This window comes from Pseudoxanthomonas sangjuensis (genome assembly GCF_010211755.1).
GTDB classification, from domain to species: Bacteria; Pseudomonadota; Gammaproteobacteria; order Xanthomonadales; family Xanthomonadaceae; genus Pseudoxanthomonas_A; species Pseudoxanthomonas_A sangjuensis.
In genome coordinates this window covers 21,393-40,074 of sequence record NZ_PDWR01000003.1, presented here as the reverse complement: position 1 = coordinate 40,074, position 18,682 = coordinate 21,393, and the positions used below count along the sequence as shown (strand labels likewise).

General features: G+C 68.5%; 20 protein-coding genes and 1 tRNA gene. 19 read left to right on the top strand and 2 right to left on the bottom strand.

Annotated features, from left to right (window positions below; translation table 11 throughout):
* Window positions 1–94: 94 nt before the first annotated feature.
* The 7 genes from CSC71_RS02130 (at window position 95) to CSC71_RS02100 (ending at window position 6,797) form a co-directional block, all read left to right on the top strand.
* Entirely contained in the window at window positions 95–748 is a 654-nt protein-coding gene (locus tag CSC71_RS02130) for a phosphoribosylanthranilate isomerase (protein WP_162372699.1), read from the top strand.
* 214 nt (window positions 749–962) lie between these two features.
* On the top strand, window positions 963–2,195 hold the full coding sequence (gene trpB, locus CSC71_RS02125) for a tryptophan synthase subunit beta (protein WP_162372698.1): 1,233 nt from the start codon (window positions 963–965) through the stop codon (window positions 2,193–2,195).
* Window positions 2,196–2,236: 41 nt separating this feature from the next.
* Window positions 2,237–2,617, top strand: coding sequence for a DUF3144 domain-containing protein (locus tag CSC71_RS02120; RefSeq protein ID WP_162372697.1), 381 nt, complete (start codon window positions 2,237–2,239; stop codon window positions 2,615–2,617).
* Window positions 2,617–3,417 (top strand): tryptophan synthase subunit alpha, encoded by an 801-nt coding sequence (trpA, locus tag CSC71_RS02115; RefSeq protein WP_162372696.1) that lies wholly within the window; start codon window positions 2,617–2,619, stop codon window positions 3,415–3,417. The genes CSC71_RS02120 and trpA overlap by 1 nt, the downstream gene beginning before the upstream one ends.
* Window positions 3,418–3,465: 48 nt before the next feature.
* Window positions 3,466–4,359: an acetyl-CoA carboxylase, carboxyltransferase subunit beta gene (gene accD, locus CSC71_RS02110; protein ID WP_162372695.1), complete on the top strand. Its 894-nt coding sequence runs from the start codon at window positions 3,466–3,468 to the stop codon at window positions 4,357–4,359.
* Window positions 4,360–4,405: 46 nt separating this feature from the next.
* The gene (gene glmM, locus CSC71_RS02105) at window positions 4,406–5,785 is read left to right on the top strand and encodes a phosphoglucosamine mutase (RefSeq protein ID WP_162372694.1); all 1,380 of its coding nucleotides are present in this window, start codon (window positions 4,406–4,408) and stop codon (window positions 5,783–5,785) included.
* A gap of 73 nt (window positions 5,786–5,858) precedes the next feature.
* A complete protein-coding gene (locus tag CSC71_RS02100) occupies window positions 5,859–6,797 on the top strand; it encodes an isopenicillin N synthase family dioxygenase (protein ID WP_162372693.1) in 939 nt (312 codons plus the stop codon).
* A gap of 210 nt (window positions 6,798–7,007) precedes the next feature.
* On the opposite strand, the gene CSC71_RS02095 is transcribed toward CSC71_RS02100, so the two are convergent.
* Together CSC71_RS02095 and CSC71_RS02090 are read right to left on the bottom strand one after the other, a co-directional pair.
* Entirely contained in the window at window positions 7,008–7,226 is a 219-nt protein-coding gene (locus CSC71_RS02095) for a hypothetical protein (RefSeq protein WP_162372692.1), read from the bottom strand.
* Between the two features lie 144 nt (window positions 7,227–7,370).
* The gene (locus tag CSC71_RS02090) at window positions 7,371–8,210 is read right to left on the bottom strand and encodes an SDR family NAD(P)-dependent oxidoreductase (RefSeq protein WP_162372691.1); all 840 of its coding nucleotides are present in this window, start codon (window positions 8,208–8,210) and stop codon (window positions 7,371–7,373) included.
* A gap of 41 nt (window positions 8,211–8,251) precedes the next feature.
* Here CSC71_RS02090 and tpiA point away from each other — a divergent pair, with 41 nt between their 5' ends.
* The 12 genes from tpiA to nuoI all read left to right on the top strand — a co-directional run bounded on the left by tpiA (window position 8,252) and on the right by nuoI (window position 18,671).
* Window positions 8,252–9,004 carry a triose-phosphate isomerase gene (gene tpiA / locus CSC71_RS02085; RefSeq protein ID WP_162372690.1) on the top strand — a complete coding sequence of 251 codons (753 nt, stop codon included), beginning with the start codon at window positions 8,252–8,254 and terminating at the stop codon, window positions 9,002–9,004.
* Window positions 9,005–9,039: 35 nt separating this feature from the next.
* Window positions 9,040–9,477 (top strand): preprotein translocase subunit SecG, encoded by a 438-nt coding sequence (gene secG / locus CSC71_RS02080; RefSeq protein WP_162372689.1) that lies wholly within the window; start codon window positions 9,040–9,042, stop codon window positions 9,475–9,477.
* A gap of 26 nt (window positions 9,478–9,503) precedes the next feature.
* Window positions 9,504–9,588, top strand: a tRNA-Leu gene (locus CSC71_RS02075).
* Between the two features lie 316 nt (window positions 9,589–9,904).
* Window positions 9,905–10,261 carry an NADH-quinone oxidoreductase subunit A gene (locus CSC71_RS02070; protein WP_162372688.1) on the top strand — a complete coding sequence of 119 codons (357 nt, stop codon included), beginning with the start codon at window positions 9,905–9,907 and terminating at the stop codon, window positions 10,259–10,261.
* Window positions 10,252–10,839 (top strand): NuoB/complex I 20 kDa subunit family protein, encoded by a 588-nt coding sequence (locus tag CSC71_RS02065; RefSeq protein WP_162372687.1) that lies wholly within the window; start codon window positions 10,252–10,254, stop codon window positions 10,837–10,839. Before CSC71_RS02070 ends, CSC71_RS02065 begins: the two co-directional genes overlap by 10 nt.
* Before the next feature lie 57 nt (window positions 10,840–10,896).
* On the top strand, window positions 10,897–11,643 hold the full coding sequence (locus tag CSC71_RS02060; RefSeq protein WP_162372686.1) for an NADH-quinone oxidoreductase subunit C: 747 nt from the start codon (window positions 10,897–10,899) through the stop codon (window positions 11,641–11,643).
* Window positions 11,644–11,714: 71 nt separating this feature from the next.
* The gene (locus CSC71_RS02055) at window positions 11,715–12,944 is read left to right on the top strand and encodes an NADH-quinone oxidoreductase subunit D (RefSeq protein WP_246191935.1); all 1,230 of its coding nucleotides are present in this window, start codon (window positions 11,715–11,717) and stop codon (window positions 12,942–12,944) included.
* Entirely contained in the window at window positions 12,941–13,468 is a 528-nt protein-coding gene (gene nuoE / locus CSC71_RS02050) for an NADH-quinone oxidoreductase subunit NuoE (RefSeq protein WP_162372684.1), read from the top strand. The genes CSC71_RS02055 and nuoE overlap by 4 nt, the downstream gene beginning before the upstream one ends.
* An 8-nt stretch (window positions 13,469–13,476) precedes the next feature.
* On the top strand, window positions 13,477–14,838 hold the full coding sequence (gene nuoF, locus CSC71_RS02045; RefSeq protein ID WP_162372683.1) for an NADH-quinone oxidoreductase subunit NuoF: 1,362 nt from the start codon (window positions 13,477–13,479) through the stop codon (window positions 14,836–14,838).
* Window positions 14,835–17,084 carry an NADH-quinone oxidoreductase subunit NuoG gene (gene nuoG / locus CSC71_RS02040; protein ID WP_162372682.1) on the top strand — a complete coding sequence of 750 codons (2,250 nt, stop codon included), beginning with the start codon at window positions 14,835–14,837 and terminating at the stop codon, window positions 17,082–17,084. The genes nuoF and nuoG overlap by 4 nt, the downstream gene beginning before the upstream one ends.
* Window positions 17,081–18,178, top strand: a complete 1,098-nt coding sequence (gene nuoH / locus CSC71_RS02035) for an NADH-quinone oxidoreductase subunit NuoH (RefSeq protein ID WP_162372681.1) — start codon at window positions 17,081–17,083, stop codon at window positions 18,176–18,178. The genes nuoG and nuoH overlap by 4 nt, the downstream gene beginning before the upstream one ends.
* A 4-nt stretch (window positions 18,179–18,182) precedes the next feature.
* The gene (gene nuoI / locus CSC71_RS02030; RefSeq protein WP_162372680.1) at window positions 18,183–18,671 is read left to right on the top strand and encodes an NADH-quinone oxidoreductase subunit NuoI; all 489 of its coding nucleotides are present in this window, start codon (window positions 18,183–18,185) and stop codon (window positions 18,669–18,671) included.
* Window positions 18,672–18,682: the final 11 nt, after the last annotated feature.

Below are 18,682 nucleotides of genomic sequence, written 5' to 3'. Positions count from 1 at the left end.
CATCGCCGGCCGGATCGCAGCCGGTGCCGGGCGCCAATGGTGGCAACGACGAAGGCGGTGCGGAGCGGCCAGCAAAGCGGTTACGCTTCGCCGCATGTCCCGTACCCGGATCAAATTCTGCGGATTCACCCGCGCTGCCGACCTCGCGCTGGCGGTGGAACTCGGCGTGGACTACGTCGGCCTGGTGTTCGCGCCGCGCAGCCCGCGCCGCCTGGGCGTGGAACAGGCGAAAGCGCTGCGCGCGGCGGTGCCGGCGGAAATCGGCGTGGTCGCGTTGCTGATGGACAATCCGGCCGACGAGGCGCGCACGATCGTCGAAGCGGTGGAGCCGGACATCCTGCAGTTCCACGGCCGCGAGGACGACGCGTTCTGCGCGGTGTTCGGGCTGCCGTTCTGGAAGGCGGTGGCGATGGGCGGGGAGGGCGTCGACGCGGCGGCCGAATTCGCGCGGTTCCCTTCGGCGTCGGCGTTCCTGCTCGACGGCCACGGCGCCGGCGAGCCCGGCGGCAGCGGCCGGCGCTTCGACTGGAGCCGGGTGCCGCAGGCGGCAGGCAAGCCGGTGCTGCTGGCCGGGGGGCTTTCGGCGGACAACGTCGGGCTGGCGATCCGCACCGCGCGGCCATGGGGGGTGGACGTTTCGAGCGGGATAGAGGCCGGCGGCATCGAATCCGCACCGGGGCACAAGGACGCGGGAAAGATGCGGCGCTTCGCCGACGCGGTGCGCGCGGCGGATGCGGCGGCCGAGTGAATGATTGCGGCGGAAAGGCGCCGGATCGGGTAGGCTATGGCCACTCCATGAACGTTCGCCGCCGCCCCGCACCGTTTGGCCGCTCGCTTCACCGCTGGCGTCGCGTGCCGGCGGCTGCCGTCAGGTAACCGGCGCGCCAGGGCACCCCGGCATTCCGCCGGCTCCGCGACATCCATCGCGACCGCTTCCCAAGGTTCTGGAGATTCCCTTGTCTATGCCTGCTTCCCCGGCCGCGCCGCGCGCGGCGATCGATTACAACCGGTATCCCGACGCCTCCGGCCATTTCGGCCGCTACGGCGGGCGCTTCGTCGCCGAAACCCTGATCGGCCCGCTGCAAGAACTGGCCGCGGCCTACGACGCGGCGCGGGTCGACCCGGCCTTCGTCGCCGCGTTCGAGAAGGACCTCAAGCACTACGTCGGCCGGCCCAGCCCGATCTACGAAGCCGAGCGGCTTTCGCGCGAGGTCGGCGGCGCGCGCATCCTGCTCAAGCGCGAGGACCTGAACCACACCGGCGCGCACAAGATCAACAACACCATCGGCCAGGCGCTGCTGGCGTCGCGCATGGGCAAGACCCGGATCATCGCCGAGACCGGCGCCGGCCAGCACGGCGTCGCGTCGGCCACCGTCGCCGCGCGGCTCGGGCTGGAATGCGTGGTCTACATGGGCGCGACCGACATCGAGCGGCAGAAGATCAACGTCTACCGGATGAAGCTGCTCGGCGCCAGCGTGGTGCCGGTGACATCGGGCTCGGCCACGCTGAAGGACGCGCTGAACGAGGCGATGCGCGACTGGGTGACGAACGTCGCCGATACCTTCTACATCATCGGCACCGTCGCCGGCCCCGACCCGTACCCGCGCATGGTCCGCGACTTCAACGCGGTGGTCGGGCGCGAAGCGCGCGCGCAGATGCTGGAAGACTACGGCCGCCTGCCCGACGCGATCACCGCCTGCGTCGGCGGGGGCAGCAACGCGATCGGCCTGTTCCACGCCTTCCTCAACGACGCCGGCGTGCGCATCGTCGGCGCGGAGGCGGCCGGCGACGGCATCGCCACCGGCCGCCACGCCGCGTCGCTGTCCGCCGGCCGTCCCGGCGTGCTGCACGGCAACCGCACCTACGTGATCTGCGACGACGACGGGCAGATCGTCGAAACGCATTCGGTGTCCGCCGGCCTGGATTATCCCGGCGTCGGCCCCGAGCACGCGTTCCTGAAGGACAGCGGCCGCGCCGAATACGTCGGCGTCACCGACGACGAGGCGCTGGCCGCGTTCCACGCCCTGGCGCGCACCGAGGGCATCCTCGCTGCGCTCGAATCCAGCCACGCGGTCGCGCAGGCGATCAAGCTGGCCCGCGGACTGCCGAAGGATGCGCTGGTGCTGTGCAACCTGTCCGGCCGCGGCGACAAGGACGTGCATACCATCGCCGCGCGCGAGAACATTGTCCTTTGAAGCACCACCTTCCGAACCCAACCCGGCAACAGCAGACCGAAATGAGCGAACAGAATCCCCAGGGTGGCAATCCCGGCAAGCCGAACAACCTCGACCCGGCCTTCTTCACCTGCGTCAACGAATACCTGGAACTGACCAACCGCCAGTCCAAGCAGCAGGGCCTCAAGCGCATCAGCGTGGCCTCGCTGTACGCGGCGGCGCGCTTCAACGCGCACGTCTACCTGTCGGTCGAGGGCGACGTGCCGGCCTCGCGCAAGGAATTCCTCGACTACATGACCAACATGTACCGGCGCATGCTCAACGAGCACATCGACGGCCTCGGCAGCGAGCGTGGCATCGAGGTCGGCGAATCCGAGCTGGCCGCCGAATACGCGGCCGCCGCGGCCGCGCAGCAGGCGGCGGGCGACGGAACCGACGCCTGATGGGCCGCATCGCGTCGCGCCTGGCCGCGCTGTCCGCCGCGGGCCGCAAGGCGCTGGTCCCCTTCGTCACCGCCGGCGACCCGTCGCTGGACGCGACGGTGCCGGTGCTGCACGCGCTGGTGGCGGCCGGCGCCGACGTGATCGAACTCGGCGTGCCGTTCTCCGACCCGATGGCCGACGGCCCGACCATCCAGCGCAGCTCCGAGCGCGCGCTGGCGCGCGGCGCCGGGCTGCGTTACGTGCTGCAGGTCGTGGCCGGGTTCCGCAAGACCGACGCGGATACGCCGATCGTGCTGATGGGCTACCTCAACCCGGTGGAAATCCACGGCAGCGAGCGCTTCGCCCGGGAAGCCGCGGCAGCCGGCGTCGACGGCGTGCTGCTGGTCGACCTGCCGCCGGAGGAGGCGGCCGAGACCCGCGCCATCTTCAACCGCCACGGCCTCGACCTGATCGCGCTGGCCGCGCCGACCACCTCGGACGCGCGCCTGGCCGCGCTTTGCGAGCAGGCGCAGGGCTACCTGTACTACGTCAGCTTCGCCGGCGTCACCGGCGCTTCCGACCGCCTGGACACGGCCGCCGCCACGGAACGCCTGCGCCGGATCCGTGCGCAGGCCAGGGCGCCGGTGGTCGCCGGCTTCGGCATCAAGGACGCCGCCAGCGCCGGGACGATGGCGGCCGATGCCGACGGCGTGGTGGTCGGCAGCGCGCTGGTCGCGGCGCTGGCCGAAGCGGCCGATCCGGTGCGGACCGCGTCGGAGTTCCTGGCCCCGCTGCGGCGGGCGCTGGACGCGGTGCGCTAAACTGCAGCGTTGGCTCCGGGCACCGGCCCGGACAGGAAATACGAACCCATGAGCTGGATCAACAAACTGATGCCCGCGGGCATCCGTACCGAGGCCAAGACCGCCAGGGCCAAGCGCAGCGTGCCCGAGGGCCTGTGGGAAAAGTGCGAGGGCTGTGGCGCGGTGCTGTACGGCCCGGAGCTGGAAGAGAACCTCGAGGTCTGCCCGAAGTGCGGCTTCCACCGCCCGATCCGCGCCCGCGCGCGGCTGGCGGCGCTGTTCGACGCCGGTCCGACCGAGGAGATCGGCGCGGCGCTGGGCCCGACCGACGTGCTCAAGTTCAAGGACCAGAAGAAGTATTCCGAACGGATCAAGGTGGCGCAGAAGAACACCGGTGAGCGCGACGCGTTCATCACCCTGCGCGGCAAGCTGAAGGGCCGCGACCTGGTCGCCGGCGCCTTCGATTTCGCCTACATGGGCGGCTCGATGGGCTCGGTGGTCGGCGAGCGTTTCTCGCTGGGCGCGGAGAAGGCGCTGGAGTTGGGCTGCCCGTTCGTCAGCTTCTCCGCCAGCGGCGGCGCGCGCATGCAGGAAAGCCTGTTCTCGCTGATGCAGATGGCCAAGACCTCGGCCGCGCTGGGCAAGCTGCGCGCGGCGGGCCTGCCGTACGTCTCCGTGCTGACCCATCCGACCACCGGCGGCGTGTCGGCTTCGTTCGCGATGCTGGGCGACATCAACATCGCCGAGCCGGGCGCGCTGATCGGCTTCGCCGGCCCGCGGGTGATCGAGCAGACCGTGCGCGAGACCCTGCCGGAAGGCTTCCAGCGTTCCGAATTCCTGCTCGAGCACGGCGCGATCGACCAGATCTGCGACCGCCGCGAGCTGCGCGACCGCCTGGCCGACCTGTTCGCGTTGCTGATGAAACAGCCGCAACCGGCCGCGGACGTGGAGACGGTGGCGTAATCGGGGCGGGCCGCCGGTTTCCGGCGGCCGGACAGGGAGCAATCGCATGAGCCGCAAATACTTCGGCACCGACGGCATCCGCGGCCGCGTCGGCATCGCGCCGATCTCCGCGGATTTCATCCTGCGCCTGGGCAACGCCTACGGCCAGTCGCTGGTCGCGTCGGCGAAGGACCGCGCCAGGGCGGGGCAGTCCGCGGCCTGGCGCAAGCCGCAGGTGATCATCGGCAAGGACACGCGCATCTCCAATTACATGTTCGAGGCGGCGCTGGAAGCGGGCCTGGTCGCCGCGGGCGTCGACGTGCAGCTGATGGGGCCGATGCCGACCCCGGCGGTCTCGCACCTGACCCGCGCGCTGCGCGCCGACGGCGGCATCGTCATTTCGGCCTCGCACAACCCGCACCACGACAACGGCATCAAGTTCTTCTCCGCCGAGGGCGAGAAACTCGACGATGCGACCGAGGCGGCGATCGAGGCGGCGCTGGAACTGCCGTTCGTCACCGTCGCGTCGGACGCGCTCGGCAAGGCGGTGCGCACCCGCGACGCGGTGGGGCGCTACGTCGAGGCGTGCAAGGGCACGGTGCCGCGCCGCTTCGACCTGGCCGGGTTGCGCATCGTGATGGACTGCGCCAACGGCGCGACCTACCAGGTGGCGCCGATCGTGTTCCGCGAACTCGGCGCGCAGGTCGATGTCATCGGCGATGCGCCGAACGGCCTGAACATCAACGATGGCGTCGGTTCCACCCATCCGGAAAAGCTGGCCGCGCGCGTGGTCGAAACCGGCGCCGACCTCGGCATCGCCTTCGACGGCGACGGCGACCGGGTGATGTTCGTCGACGGCAACGGCGGCATCGTCGACGGCGACGGCCTGATCTACGTGCTGGCCTGCGACTGGCACAAGAGCGGTCGCCTGCGCGGCACGGTGGTCGGCACGCTGATGAGCAACTACGGCCTGGAAAAGGCGCTGGCCGAGCGCGGGATTCCGTTCCTGCGGGCCAAGGTCGGCGACCGCTACGTGCACCAGGCGCTGGTCGAGGGCCACGGCATCCTCGGCGGCGAGGCATCGGGGCACATCCTGTGCCTGGACCGGGTCAACACCGGCGACGGCATCGTCAGCGCGCTGCAGGTGCTGGAGGCGCTGAGGCGCAACGGCAAGGGCCTGCGCGAGGCGCTGGCCGGGCTGGAAATGCTGCCGCAGCAGACCGTCAACGTGCGCCTGAACGGCAACGCCAGGGGCGTGGTCGAAGCCGCCGGCGTGCAGGCCGCGCTGGCCGCGGCGCAGGCGGCGGTGTCCGGCCGCGGCCGCGCCTTCCTGCGCCCGTCCGGCACCGAGCCGGTGGTGCGGGTCACGGTCGAGGCCGACGACGATGCGCTGATGCAATCCACCCTCGGCTGGCTGGCCGAGGCGGTGCGTGCCGCCGCGACCTGATCCGGATCAATGCGTTCCCGGCGGTGGCGCAGGAACATGCCGCCAGGCCCTTCCACGGAGCAAACGACGAGACATGGCTTCCCGCATTCCCACCCTCGACATCACCCGCTACGACCGCGACCGCGACGCCTTCGTCGCTGAGCTGGGCGCCGCCTACCGCGAATGGGGTTTCGCCGGCATCCGCAACCACGGCATCCCGCAGTCGCTGATCGACAACGCCTACGATGCGTTCAGGAAGTTCTTCGCGCTGCCGGAAGAGGTGAAGAAGAAGTACCACGTGCCCGGCGGCGGCGGCGCGCGCGGCTACACCCCATTCGGCGTGGAGACGGCGAAGGGTTCGAAGTACTTCGACCTGAAGGAGTTCTGGCACATCGGCCGCGAGATCCCGGACGACTCGAAGTACCGCGAGGTCATGCCGCCGAACATCTGGCCGGAGGAAGTGCCGGGATTCCGCGAATACGGCTACGCGCTGTACGACGCGCTCGACAGGCTGGGCTCGCGCGTGCTGTGCGCGCTGGCGCTGCACATCGGCCTGCCGGAACATTTCTTCGCCGACAAGACCAACTTCGGCAACTCGATCCTGCGCCCGATCCACTACCCGCCGATCACCACCGACGACATCCCCAACGTGCGCGCCGGCGCGCACGGCGACATCAATTTCATCACCCTGCTGGTCGGCGCCAGCGCGGCGGGGCTGGAAGTGCAGTCGCGCGCGGGCGAGTGGGTACCGTTCACCTCGGACGAGGACACCATCGTGGTGAACATCGGCGACATGCTGCAGCGCCTGACCAACCACGTGTATCCGTCGACCATCCACCGCGTGGTCAACCCGCCGGGCGAGGAGGCGCGCAAGCCGCGCTACTCGGTGCCGTTCTTCCTGCACCCGAACCCGGATTTCCTGATCAAGACGCTGCCGTCGACGATCACGGCGGACAACCCGGACCGCTATCCTGAGCCGATCACCGCGCACGGCTTCCTCGAGCAGCGCCTGAAGGAAATCAAGCTGAAGTAGGAGCGCAGCGCAGGGCGCGATGCTTTACTTTGGGCGCAAGGGCGGGGAAACCCGTCCTTCGCTTTCATGGAGTCGAGTTCGCTCGGCTGTTTAACGTTCCGCGCTCGGCAATGCCTGGCGCGCCGTGCGAGCTTGGCCCCGATCTGCGTGCTTTTTCGATCAAGCGCAATGTGGGCAGGGCTTGATCGTCTCAAGGGAGAGAAAGACTTTTCATTCCTTGCGGTCGGTTGGCGCTGTTGTGCCTGCCAAGGCCTTCCGGCGTTTTTCGGCCAAGTAGCCGAAAAGCAGCAGGAATGCGAGAGCAGTGGCAATCAAGGTGACGGGCCAAAACGAGATTGCCAGGATTCCCGCCACGAATAGGAGTATGCAGACCACTAGGCATCCGGCCGCCATCATCATTCCCGAAATGAAGGTTTCGATGACATCCATCTAGCCTGTCTCCGACAGAGAGTGTGGAAGCCGAAGGCTGCATTCGGCTTGTCTCAGAATCCGAGATGGTTCTTCATGTCTTGCGGGATTTCCTCCGGCGACAATGACGCAGAACTGGTAGGGCGGGTCAAGACCCGCCCTACGTCAATCCACTTTCCGGTACCTCCTCGAATTGCGCTTCATCAAGCCCAGCATCCACGAGTCCGGCAGGTGCTTGGCGACGAACACCAGCAGCTTGTAGCGCCACCCTGGCACCACGATCACCTGTCCGCGTTCGACCGCGTCGATGCCGGCGCGCGCCACGTCGTCGGCCCGCAGCCAGATCCACTTCGGCAGCCTGTCCATCATCCCGCGGGTGCCGGTCACGTCGTGGAATTCCGACCAGGTGAAGCCCGGGCACAGCGCGGTGACGTTGACGCCGCGGTCGAGGTTTTCCAACTGCAGCGATTCGCTCAGCTTCACCATGTACGACTTCACCGGCGCGTACAGCGTCTGCCCGTCGGCGCCCGGCACCAGCCCGGCGACCGACGACACGTTGATGATGCGGCCGTTCCCGCTTTCGCGGATGTCCGGCAGCAGGCGCCAGGCCAGCTCGCTGACCGCGCCGATCATCACCTGCAGGAAGGCCGCGTGCGTCGGCCAGTCGTTCTTCAGGTAGCGGCCGGCAACGCCGTAGCCGGCGTTGTTCACCAGGATGCGCACCTTCAGCCCGCGCCTGTGGATTTCGTCGACCAGCGCCGCCGGTGCGGCGGGATCGGACAGGTCGACCGCGATGGTTTCGACCGGCACCTGCGCCCGAAGCTCGTTCGCCAGCTTTTCCAGCCGGTCCATGCGTCGCGCGGCCAGCACCAGCGGCACGCCGCGGCGCGCGTATTCGCGGGCGATCGCTTCGCCGATGCCGCTGGATGCCCCGGTGACCAGCGCATGGCCGGGGCGGGCAGGGGAGGCGTCGCTTGCGGCGGCGGCGGGCGAAACTCGATTCATCGGGTATCCTTGCGCGTCCGAATTGGAATGGAACTGGTCTTGTGCGACGGAAGATCGTAGCCGGAAACTGGAAACTGCATGGCACCCGCGGCTTTGCCACCGCGCTGGTCGCCGAAATCGCCGGGGCGCTGCCGTTGCCGGGCGTCGACGTGGTGATTCTGCCGCCGCTGCCGTACCTGGGCGACCTGATCGAGGACTTCGAGCAGGTCGAACTCGGATTCGGCGCACAGGACGTCAGCCACAACGAGAAGGGCGCGTTCACCGGCGAGGTCTCGGCGGCGATGCTGGCCGACGTCGGCGCGCGGTATGGCCTGGTCGGCCATTCCGAGCGCCGCCAGTACCATTACGAGAACAGCGACCTGGTCGCGAAGAAATTCGTCGCGGCGAAGAATGCCGGCCTGGTTCCGATCCTCTGCGTCGGCGAAACCCTGGAGCAGCGCGAGGCGGGCCAGGCCGAGGAAACGATCGCCGCGCAGCTGCAGCCGGTGCTGGAACGCGCCGGCGTGGCGGCCTTCGCCGGCGCGGTGGTCGCCTACGAGCCGGTCTGGGCCATCGGCACGGGGCGCACCGCGACACCGGAGCAGGCGCAGGAGATGCACGCCTTCATCCGTGGCCAGGTGGCCGCGCGGGATGCTAGAATCGCCAGTTCGCTGCCGGTGCTGTACGGCGGCAGCGTGAAGCCGGACAACGCCGCGGCGCTGTTCGCCCAGCCGGACATCGACGGCGGGCTGATCGGCGGCGCTTCGCTGGTGGCGGCGGATTTCCTCGCCATCGCCCGCGCGGCGGTCCGCTGACCGACGCAAGCAATTCACCCGAGAGTACCGTTCTCATGATGTTGATCCTCAACGTGCTGTTCGTGCTGATCGCCGTGGCGATCATCGCCCTGGTGCTGATGCAGCGCGGCGCAGGCGCGCAGGCCGGCTCCGGCTTCGGCGCGGGCGCCTCCGGCACCGTGTTCGGCGCGCGCGGCGCGTCCAACTTCCTGTCCAAGAGCACCAAGTGGCTGGCGGTGGCCTTCTTCGCCATCGCCCTGTTCATGGAATGGCGCGCCGCGCACGGCGCCCGTCCCGCGCAGCAGGTCAACCTGGGCGTGATGACCGAGCAGCCGGCCGCGCCGCAGGGCGCCGGCGGCCTGCCGGCGTCGGCGATCCCGGCGCCCGCGGCCACGCAGGGTTCGCCGTCCACGGTTCCGGCCCCGGCCGGCGCGGAACCGGCGCAGCCGCAACCGCAGCAGCCCGCGCCTCCCGTTCCGGCGCAGGGCCAGTAATCGCTACAATACGCAGCGCAGCTTCAGCCCAGGTGGCGGAATTGGTAGACGCACTACCTTGAGGTGGTAGCGGAGAGATCCGTAGGGGTTCGAGTCCCCTCTTGGGCACCATACAGACCCCGGCCTTGCCGGGGTTTTTCTTTTCCGGACGAACGGCGGTTCGCCTTTGGCCGCGCCGGCGACGCGCTTCGGGCCGCGCGCAAGCGCGATCGCCTCGCATCCGTTCGCCGCAAGCATGGCGGTTTTCCGCCGGAATCGCGTTTGCCGCGCCGCAAAACGTTTACGCGGCAGTTCGCCTGCCGCTACAATTCTCCTGTTCATCGGGCCACCCGGTACGAACGCGTCCACGGACGCCGCGGAAGGGTGGAGCGCACGCCGGGCGGGGTCTTCCGCGCCGGCCAACCGGACCAGAACCAGAGAATCGCGAGTGCTCGCCAACTACCTGCCGACCCTGCTGTTCCTGATCGTCGCCACCGGCATCGGCGTCGCGCTGATGGTGGCCGGTCGTTTCCTCGGCCCGCGCCGGCCCGACGCGGAGAAACTGTCGCCGTACGAATGCGGCTTCGAGGCGTTCGAGGACGCGCGCATGAAGTTCGACGTGCGCTACTACCTGATCGCGATCCAGTTCATCGTGTTCGATCTCGAAATCATCTTCATCGTGCCGTGGACCCAGGTGTTCATGGACATCGGCGCGCGCTCGCTGGTCACCATGGGCCTGTTCGTGGGCATGCTGTTCCTGGGCTTCGTTTACGTGTGGAAGAAGGGAGCCCTCGAATGGGAGTGATCCAGACCCTCGACAAACTGATGAACAACCCGATCCCGGAAGGGCGGGTCGACGACATCCTGCGCCCCGAGGGCGAGAACCCGCTGCTCGACAAGGGCTACGTGACCACCAGCGTCGATGCGCTGATGAACTGGGCGCGCACCGGCTCGATGTGGCCGATGACCTTCGGCCTGGCCTGCTGCGCGGTCGAGATGATGCACGCCGGCGCCGCGCGCTTGGACCTGGACCGCTACGGCGTGGTGTTCCGCCCGTCGCCGCGCCAGTCCGACGTGATGATCGTGGCCGGCACCCTGGTCAACAAGATGGCCCCGGCGCTGCGCAAGGTCTACGACCAGATGCCCGACCCGAAATGGGTGATCTCGATGGGCAGCTGCGCGAACGGCGGCGGTTACTACCATTACTCGTACTCGGTGGTGCGCGGTTGCGACCGCATCGTGCCGGTCGACATCTACGTGCCGGGTTGCCCGCCGACCGCCGAGGCGCTGGTCTACGGCATCCTGCAGCTGCAGAAGAAGATCTGGCGCACGCAGAGCATCGCCAACAAGCAGGAAAAGAAAGTCCTGGTTGCGGGCAAGTAAGCGTCCGGAAGCCCGGTAATCCCCCTCAATACCCAAGAGCAAGGCACGCCACGCCCCATGGCAGAGCAAGCCCAAAACTTCGCCGAACAATTGCGCGCGCGCTTCGCCGGCGCGACCGTGACCGAAGCGCGCGGCGAGACCACCGTCGAGGTGCCCTCGCCGCAGTGGCACGACACCGCGGTCGCGCTGCGCGACGAATTCGGCTTCGAGCAGCTGGTCGACCTGTGCGGCGTCGATTACTTCAGCTACGGCAGCGACGAGTGGGATACCAGCGACGTGTCGTCGCAGGGCTTCAGCCGCGGCGTCGAAGGCAAGGGCGCCGGCCGCTTCGCCTGGGGCGAGGCGCTGACCGCTGAGCAGGGCGACGCCGGCGCGCAGCCCGTCGCCGCACCGCAAAACCGTTTCGCCGTGGTCGCGCACCTGCTGTCGTACCGGCACAACCGCCGCCTGCGCGTGCGCTGTTTCGCCCCGAACGACGACGTGCCGGTGGTGGCTTCGGTGGTCGACGTGTGGCCGGGCGCCAACTGGTTCGAGCGCGAGGCCTTCGACCTGTACGGCATCGTCTTCGAGGGCCATCCGGACCTGCGCCGCATCCTGACCGACTACGGCTTCGTCGGCCATCCGTTCCGCAAGGATTTCCCGCTGATCGGCAACGTCGAGGTCCGCTACGACGAAGAGAAGAAGCGCGTGGTCTACGAGCCGGTGACCTCGGTGGAGCCGCGCGTCGGCGTGCCGCGCGTGATCCGCGACGATGCCCGCTATGCGACCGCGTCGGGCGAGCAGCGCGAAGGAGCGAAGAAGTGAGCGCACACCCCGCCAACGTGGCTTTTGCGAGCAACCCCGCCGAAAGCAGGCAGGAGATCCGCAACTACACGATGAACTTCGGCCCGCAGCACCCGGCCGCGCACGGCGTGCTGCGCCTGATCCTGGAGATGGACGGCGAAACCGTGGTCCGCGCCGACCCGCACATCGGCCTGCTGCACCGTGGGACCGAGAAGCTGGCCGAGTCCAAGCCGTTCAACCAGTCGATCGGCTACATGGACCGCCTCGACTACGTGTCGATGATGTGCAACGAGCACGCCTACGTGCGCGCCATCGAGAACCTGATGGGGATCGAGGTGCCGGAGCGCGCGCAGTGGATCCGCACCCTGTTCGACGAGATCACCCGCATCCGCAACCACCTGATGTGGGTCGGTTCGAACGCGCTCGACCTCGGCGCGATGGCGGTGATGCTGTACGCGTTCCGCGAGCGCGAGGAGCTGATGGACTGCTACGAGGCGGTCAGCGGCGCGCGCATGCACGCGACCTACTATCGCCCGGGCGGCGTCTACCGCGACCTGCCGGACCGCATGCCGAAGTACAAGGAATCGCGCTGGCACAAGGGCAAGGCGTTGCAGAAGATGAACGCCGCGCGCGAAGGCACGATGCTCGACTTCCTCGAGAACCTGGTCGAGGAATTCCCGAAGCGCTTCGACGAATACGAAACCCTGCTGACCGACAACCGCATCTGGAAGCAGCGCACCGTGAACATCGGCGTGGTCAGCCCGGAACACGCCAAGGCGTGGGGCATGACCGGGGTGATGCTGCGCGGCTCGGGCATCGAGTGGGACCTGCGCAAGAAGCAGCCGTACGCCAAGTACGCCGAGGTCGACTTCGACATCCCGGTCGGCGTCAACGGCGACTGCTACGACCGCTACCTGGTGCGCGTGGCGGAAATGCGCCAGTCGATCCGCATCATCGGCCAGTGCGTGAAGTGGCTGAAGGCCAACCCCGGCCCGGTGATCGTCGACAACTTCAAGGTCGCGCCGCCGAAGCGCGAGGCCATGAAGGACGACATGGAAGCGCTGATCCACCACTTCAAGCTGTTCAGCGAAGGCTATTGCGTGCCGGCCGGCGAGACCTACGCCGCGGTCGAGGCGCCTAAGGGCGAGTTCGGCTGCTACCTGGTTTCCGACGGCGCCAACAAGCCGTTCCGCGTGCACCTGCGCGCGCCGGGCTTCGCCCACCTGTCGTCGATGGACAGCGTGGTGCGCGGGCATCTTCTCGCCGACGTCGTCGCGATGATCGGCACCTACGATCTGGTATTCGGTGAGGTGGACCGATGAGGGCCACGGGCAATTTCGAAAAGGCGCGGGCGGTCGATCCGCTGGTCGCGCTGAGCGCGGAAACCCGCGCGCACATCGACCACTGGCTGACCAAGTTCCCGCCGGACCGCAAGCGTTCCGCGGTACTGCAGGGGCTGCACGCGGCGCAGGAGCAGAACGGCGGCTGGCTGACCGACGAGCTGATCGCCGCGGTCGCCAAGTACCTGGAAATCCCGCCGGTGTGGGCCTACGAGGTCGCCAGCTTCTACTCGATGTTCGAGACCGAGAAGGTCGGCCGCAACAACGTCGCCTTCTGCACCAACATCAGCTGCTGGCTCAACGGCGCGCAGGACCTGGTCGCGCACGCCGAGAAGAAGCTCGGCTGCAAGCTGGGCGAATCCACCGCCGACGGCCGCGTCTACCTCAAGCGCGAGGAAGAGTGCGTGGCCGCGTGCTGCGGCGCGCCGGTGGTCGTCATCAACGGTCATTACCACGAGAAGCTCACGCCCGAGAAGGTCGACGAGCTGCTCGACGGACTGGAGTGAGTCGCGGCATGGCACACCACCCGCACAAATCCGAAGGCTATGGCCCCGTCGGCCCCGCGCCGAAGGAGCACCAGGCCGTCTACACCACGCTGCACTTCGACAAGCCGTGGGCGTACGAGAACTACCTGAAGACCGGCGGCTACCAGGCGCTGCGCAAGATCCTGACCGAGAAGATCCCGCCGGCCGACGTCGTCGAGATGGTCAAGCAGTCCGGCCTGCGCGGCCGCGGCGGCGCGGGCTTCCCGACCGGCCTGAAGTGGAGCTTCATGCCCAAGGGCGACATGCAGAAGTACATCCTCTGCAATTCGGACGAATCCGAGCCGGGCACCGCCAAGGACCGCGACATCCTGCGCTACAACCCGCACGCGGTGATCGAGGGCATGGCGATCGCCTGCTACGCCACCGGCTCGACCGTCGGCTACAACTACCTGCGCGGCGAGTTCCACCACGAGCCGTTCGAGCACCTCGAGGAAGCCACCGCCGAGGCCTACGCCAACGGCTGGCTGGGCAAGAACATCCTCGGCAGCGGCGTCGACATCGACATCTACAACGCGCTGGGCGCGGGCGCCTACATCTGCGGCGAGGAAACTGCGCTGATGGAGTCGCTGGAAGGCAAGAAGGGCCAGCCGCGCTTCAAGCCGCCGTTCCCGGCCAACTTCGGCCTGTACGGCAAGCCGACCACGATCAACAACACCGAGACCTACGCCTCGGTGCCGGCGATCGTGCGCAACGGCGCGGAGTGGTTCCTCAACCTGGGCAAGCCGAACAACGGCGGCTGCAAGATCTTCTCGGTTTCCGGCCACGTCGCCAGGCCGGGCAACTACGAGATCCGCCTCGGCACGCCGTTCGCCGAGCTGCTGGAAATGGCCGGCGGCATCCGCAACGGCCACAAGATCAAGGCGGTCATCCCGGGCGGCTCGTCGATGCCGGTGCTGCCGGGCGAGACGATGATGGGCCTGACCATGGACTACGACAGCATCCAGAAGGCCGGCTCCGGCCTCGGCTCGGGCGCGGTCGTGGTCATGGACGAGACCACCTGCATGGTCCGCGCCTGCCAGCGCATCAGCCGCTTCTATTTCAAGGAAAGCTGCGGCCAGTGCACGCCGTGCCGCGAAGGCACCGGCTGGATGTACCGCATGCTGACCCGCATCGCCGAGCAGAAGGCGACGCTGGAAGACCTGCAGATGCTGCGCACCGCCGCCGGGCAGATCGAAGGCCACACCATCTGCGCCTTCGGCGAAGCCGCGGCGTGGCCGGTGCAGGGCTTCCTGCGCCACTTCTGGCACGAATTCGAATACGCGATCGTCAACAAGCGCTTCCTGGTCGACGACATCAAGGCGGGAACCGTGATCGAAAAGGTGGCCGCATGAGCGCCCAGCCCGTCAACCCGAACCTTCCGCCGGACCACGTCACCATCTTCATCGATGGCGTCGAACTGGCCGCGCCGAAGGGTTCGATGATCATCCAGGCCGCGGACAAGGCCGGCATCGCGATCCCGCGCTTCTGCTACCACGACAAGCTGGCCATCGCGGCGAACTGCCGCATGTGCCTGGTCGACACCGAGATGGGCGGTCGTTCCGCGCCGAAGCCGTCGCCGGCCTGCGCCACCCCGGTGGCCGACGGCATGAAGGTGTTCACGCGCAACGAGAAGGCGCTGAAGGCGCAGCGCAACGTGATGGAGTTCCTGCTGATCAACCATCCGCTCGACTGCCCGATCTGCGACCAGGGCGGCGAGTGCGAACTGCAGGACCTGTCGCTGGGCTACGGCCGTTCGGTCAGCCGCTTCCAGGAACGCAAGCGCACCGTGCCGGACGAGGACATCGGCCCGCTGGTCGCCACCGAGATGACCCGCTGCATCCAGTGCACGCGCTGCATCCGTTTCACCGCGGAGATCGCCGGCACCTACGAGCTGGGGGGCATGTACCGCGGCGAGAACCTGCAGATCGGCACCTACGACGGCAAGCCGCTGACCACCGAGCTGTCCGGCAACGTCGTCGACGTGTGCCCGGTCGGCGCGCTGACCAACAAGGTGTTCCAGTTCCGCGCGCGGCCGTGGGACCTGCAGGCGCGCCCGTCGCTGGGCTGGCACGACGCGATGGGCAGCAACCTGTTCCTGCACGTGCGCCGCGGTGAAGTGCTGCGCACCGTGCCGCGCGACAACGAGGCGGTCAACGAGTGCTGGCTGTCCGACCGCGACCGCTATTCGCACCAGGGCCTGTACGCCGAAGACCGCGCGGTGAAGCCGCTGCGCAAGATCGACGGCGAATGGCGCGAGGTGTCGTGGGCCGAGGCGCTGAACGCCGCCGCGGAAATCCTGCGCGCCAACCGGGGCGACGACCTCGGCGTGCTGGCGCATCCGGCGACTTCGGCGGAAGAGGGCGGCCTGCTCGCCACGCTGGCCGAGGAACTGGGCAGCGGCAATATCGACCACCGCATCTCCAACCGCGACTTCTCCGATGCCGCCGTGGCCGAGCCGTTCGCGATGCCGCTGGCCGAGATCGAGAAGGCCGACGCCATCGTGGTCTTCGGCAGCAACATCCGCCACGAACTGCCGCTGCTGCACCAGCGCATCCGCAAGGCGGTGCGCAACGGCGCGAAGGTGCACGTGGTCAACCCGGTCGACTTCGACTTCACCTTCTCCGCGGCGAGCAAGCGCATCGTGCCGCCGTCGCAACTGGCCGGCGCGCTCGGCGACGCCGCGCTGGTCGAGGCGGCGAAGGGCGCGAACCACGCGGCGGTCATCGTCGGCGCGATCGCCGAGAACCACCCGCAGGCCGCGCAGCTGCGCAAGGCCGCGCGCGATTTCGCCGCCGCGACCGGCGCGAAGCTGTGCCGCATCCCGCAGGGCGCGAATGCGCTGGGCCTCGCGCAGATCGGTTTCCTGCCGAAGGGCCGCGCCGTCGCCCCGCAGTTCGCCGACCCGCGCAAGGCCTACGTGATCTACGGCATCGAGCCGGGCCTCGACTTCGCCGATCCCGCGGCCGCGATGCAGGCGCTGGGCGCGGCCAGGGTCGTCGCGTTCAGCCATTACGCCTGCGCTTCCACCCGCGCGGTCGCCGACGTGATCCTGCCGATCGGCGCGCTGCCGGAAATCGAGGGCACGCTGGTCAACCTCGACGGCACCGTGCAGATCGCGCTGCCGGGCGGCAAGCAGCCGGGCGAGGCGCGCGACGGCTGGCGCGTGTTGCGCGCGCTCGGCGGCGAACTGGGGCTGCCGGCGTTCGAATTCACCGACCTGGCCGGCGCGCGCGCGCTGGTCGGCGCGCGCAATGGGGCGTTCGCGCCGAACGCGTCGGCCGCGCCCGCGGTCGAAACGGGCGGCCTCGAGGCCGTCGCCGCCACCGGCATCTACCGCCCCGACGCCACGGTGCGCCGCGCCGCCGCGCTGCAGGCGCATCCGCTCAACGTCGGCCCGCGCATCGTGCTGAACCCGGCCGACGCGCAGGCCGCGGGCGTGGCGGCGGGGCAGGTGGCCAAGGTCGGCTCGGCCGCGGGCACCGCCAGCCTGCCGGTCGTCGTCGACAAGGCGGTCGCGCAAGGTGCGGCCTGGATCGAAGCCGGGCATGGCGCGACCGCGCCGCTCGGCGCCGGACGCATCACGGTGGTGGCCGCATGAACGAGTTGCTGATCAACCTGGCCGGCCCGCTGCGCGACTGGTTCCTCGCCCTCGGCGCCGGCGGACTGGTGCTGTGGACCGTGCTGAAGATCCTGGTGATCGCGGTGCCGGTCATCGTCGCCGTGGCCTTCTACGTGGTCTGGGAGCGCAAGCTGATCGGCTGGATGCACGTCCGCCACGGGCCGATGTACGTCGGCTTCGGCGGCCTGTTCCAGGCCTTCGCCGACGTGTTCAAGCTGCTGTTCAAGGAAGTCATCGAGCCGAGCAGCGCGCAGAAGACGATCTACATCCTCGCCCCGCTGATCACCCTGGCCCCGGCCTTCGCCGCGTGGGCGGTGGTGCCTTTCGACGTGCAGCTGGTGCTGTCGAACGCCAACGCCGGCCTGCTGTACCTGCTGGCGATGACCTCGCTCGGCGTGTACGGCATCATCCTCGCCGGCTGGGCGTCGAACTCGAAGTACGCCTTCCTCGGCGCGATGCGCTCGGCCGCGCAGGTGGTCAGCTACGAAATCGCGATGGGTTTCGCCCTGGTCGGCGTGATGATCGCCGCCGGCACGCTGAACCTGTCCGGGATCGTCGAAGCGCAGCGCGGCGACGCCGGCCTGTTCGAGTGGTTCTGGCTGCCGCTGCTGCCGCTGTTCGTCGTGTACTGGGTGTCCGGCGTGGCCGAGACCAATCGCGCGCCGTTCGACGTGGTCGAGGGCGAATCGGAGATCGTCGCCGGCCACATGGTCGAATACTCCGGCGCCGCGTTCTCGCTGTTCTTCCTGGCCGAATACGCCAACATGATCCTGATCAGCTTCCTGATCACGATCTTCTTCCTCGGCGGCTGGCTGAGCCCGGTGCAGGGCTGGCTGGACCTCGGCGACGTCTCGCCGTTCGTCGACTGGCTGTGGAAGGGCGGCTGGCCGTGGCTGTTCGTCAAGGTGTTCTTCTTCATGAGCGCCTACATCTGGTTCCGCGCCAGCTTCCCGCGCTACCGCTACGACCAGATCATGCGCCTGGGCTGGAAGGTGTTCATCCCGCTGACCATCGCCTGGATCGCGGTCGCGGCGCTGCTGGTGTTCTACGGCTACGTGCAGAAGGGTGTCTGAGGAAATGAACAAGATCGTCCATTACTTCAAGAGCCTGATGCTGCTGGAGCTGCTCGGCGGCCTGTGGCTGACGCTGAAGTACGCCTTCAAGCCGAAATACACCATGATCTTCCCGTTCGAGCGCTTCCCGCAGTCGCCGCGCTTCCGCGGCCTGCACGCGCTGCGCCGCTACCCGAACGGCGAGGAGCGCTGCATCGCCTGCAAGTTGTGCGAGGCGGTGTGCCCGGCGCTGGCGATCACCATCGACTCGACCCGGCGCGAGGACGGCACCCGCCGCACCACGCGCTACGAGATCGACCTGTTCAAGTGCATCTACTGCGGCTTCTGCGAGGAAAGCTGCCCGGTGGACTCGATCGTCGAGACGCACATCCTGGATTACCACTTCGAGAAGCGCGGCGAGAACATCGTCACCAAGCCGCAGCTGCTGGCGATCGGCGACCGACTGGAAGCCGAGATCGCCGAGCGCCGCGCCGCCGACGCCGCCTACCGCTGAGAACACGACGA